Source organism: Achromobacter sp. UBA5777 (assembly GCF_002418565.1).
Classification (GTDB): domain Bacteria; phylum Pseudomonadota; class Gammaproteobacteria; order Burkholderiales; family Burkholderiaceae_B; genus Achromobacter; species Achromobacter animicus.
Genome location: NZ_DIEJ01000169.1, coordinates 1 through 2,290, shown reverse-complemented (window position 1 = coordinate 2,290; position 2,290 = coordinate 1). Strand labels below are relative to the sequence as shown.

Annotated in this window: 3 protein-coding genes; all 3 read right to left on the bottom strand. The window is 67.7% G+C overall.

The genetic code is table 11. The features are described 5' to 3' along the window. A partial coding sequence (locus B3446_RS13330) for a bifunctional UDP-N-acetylglucosamine diphosphorylase/glucosamine-1-phosphate N-acetyltransferase GlmU (protein ID WP_291381678.1) occupies window positions 1–838 on the bottom strand: 838 nt, incomplete at its 3' end. Between the two features lie 69 nt (window positions 839–907). Further along, the gene (locus B3446_RS13325; RefSeq protein ID WP_291381676.1) at window positions 908–1,762 is read right to left on the bottom strand and encodes a PhaM family polyhydroxyalkanoate granule multifunctional regulatory protein; all 855 of its coding nucleotides are present in this window, start codon (window positions 1,760–1,762) and stop codon (window positions 908–910) included. Window positions 1,763–1,807: 45 nt separating this feature from the next. Beyond that, window positions 1,808–2,290 (bottom strand): glycine zipper 2TM domain-containing protein (locus B3446_RS13320; protein ID WP_291381674.1); only part of this gene is annotated, 483 nt, incomplete at its 5' end.

The following is a 2,290-nucleotide window of genomic DNA, read 5'->3' as shown; positions in this document are numbered from 1 at the left end:
CGCAGCCCACGTCGATGAACACGTCGCGGCCGCAGGTGAGCGTGCCACGCACGTCAAAGCGCGCCGGGTCGGCCAGCGTGACGCCGGCTTCGAGCTGGCGGCGGGCCTGCTCGGCCTGCCAGCGGCGCTCCAGTTCGGCCTGCTGCACGCGGCTGTTCACGCCCAGCGTTTCCCAGCCGGCGCCCGGCTGGGCCGCGCCCACGGGCACCTCGTCGACCACGGCCAGACCGACCACGTCGGTCAGGTAGTACTCGCCCTGGGCGTTGTTGTTGTCGATGCGGGTCAGCCAGTTCTTCAGCTTCGCGGTGGGCGCGCTGAGGATGCCGGTGTTCACTTCCTTGATCTCGCGCTCGGCGTCGGATGCGTCCTTGTGTTCGACGATGCGGCACACGTTGCCGTTGGCGTCGCGCACGATGCGGCCATAGCCCGTGGAATCGGCCAGCACTTCGGTCAGCACGGCGGCGCCCTGGCCGCGCGCGTCCAGCAAACGCTGCAACGTTTCGGGCTGCACCAGCGGCACGTCGCCGTACAGCACCAGCGTGACGTCGTCCTTGCCGTCGCCTTCCAGCAGCAGCGGCACGGCCTGTTGCACGGCATGACCCGTGCCCTGTTGCGGTTGCTGCAGCACGAAGTGCAGGTCCGGCTGGCCTTCGAATGCTTGCTTGACGCGTTCAGCGCCATGGCCGACCACCACGATGATGCGCGCGGGCTTCAGTTGGCGCGCGCTGTCCAGCACGTGCGACAGCATGGGTTTGCCGGCCAGCGTGTGCAGCACTTTGGGAAGGTCGGACTGCATGCGTTTACCCAGTCCGGCGGCAAGAATCACAACATTAAGCATAGGTTCCAGTAGGTTGAGAGACGGGCGGGCGGCCTTGCGGCCTACCCGCGTGTCGATTGAAGGATGGGTTCAGGGCTTGCCGTCGGCAGGCCCACTTTTCTTGGCGGTCTTGGCCGTGCGCTTGGCGGCGGCCGGCTTGCGCGCGGCGGCGGGTTTGGCGGACGGCTTTCCGGTCTTGGCGTCCGGCTGGGCCGACGCCTTGGGGGCCTCGGCGTCGGATTTGGACTTGGACTTTGCGGCGTCCGGCGCGCCTGCAGCGCCCGGTGCGCCGGCCGGCATGGATGCAGCGGTAGCCGCTGCGATCTGATTGAACTGCTGCTGCAGCAGGTCCCACCACGCCTTGGACGCCGACTGCGCCGCGGCGCCCATTTGTTCGCTCATGGCGGCCGCCGATTCCGGTCCGGTCCCGGCCGGTGCGCCCGCGCCTTCCGGCTGAGCGCCCGACTGCGCGGCGGCGTTTTCCTTTTCGTTTGCAGGGGTCGCATTGCTGGACTGCGCAGAAGCGGCACTGGCAGATCCCGCCGTTTTTGGCGCCGGCTTCAACCCCAGCGCGACTTCCAGCGGCGACGCCGCGGCGCCGTCCTGGCTTGCGCCCATATCCATACGCGATGCGCTGTCCACGAAGGCGCGCAAGGTGCTGATGGTGGAGCGCTGCACTTCCATGCCCTGGATGGTGCTCGAGAGCATGCTGAGATTCATGCGCAGCCAGTTTTCCACCGAGCGAAGCTCGGCGATGCGGCGGTCCAGGTCTTCCAAATTCATCGGCGGGGCCATGGGCAGGCTGCTGGCGAGGCCGCCGGGACCGGTCAACCCGGCCCACGCCTGACGCATCATCTCCATGCTGGCCAGCAGCGGGTTGCCCGACAAATCAGAGCTCTGGCCCATGCCGGGCAGGACGAACGGGTTGTTGTATTGGTCGCTCATTCCAGGTGTCTCCATAGTCGGGTGCTTGCTGCCGGCGGCCGGGGGTCACCCGGGCAGCAGTTGGTTGTTCTCCACGCGCACGTGGTCGCCGGAAGCGAACGCGAACGGCTGAGCGCTGCGGAACTGTCGCGTGCTGCCGTCATTCATGCGCACCGTGAGTTCATAGTGCGTCACTGTTTGTTGCTGTCTGATATTACGCTCAACTTCACGGCCTGCCAAAGCACCGCCGACCGCGCCAAGCACCGTCAACGCCGTCTTGCCGTTGCCTCCGCCAAACTGATTACCCACAACGCCGCCGGCCACGCCGCCAGCGATGGTGCCGACCAGATGGTTGCTGTCATCCTTGGTGGGCACCTGCACCTGGCGGATGGTCTGGACCACGCCGCAAGTCGCGCAAGCCTGCGACGTCGGCGCTGCGGCCGGACGCTGGGGCTGGGCCGGCTGCTGCGATTGCTGCGCCTGATGCATCTGACCGGCGGGCCGGCCCGCGCCCGACGGCGCGCTATTCGCGGTGGTGGGTGGTTCAGC

Excerpts from the sequence above, each read along its gene's own strand:
- B3446_RS13325 (WP_291381676.1), bottom strand. The coding sequence starts at position 1,762 with ATGAGCGACCAATACAACAACCCGTTCGTCCTGCCCGGCATGGGCCAG.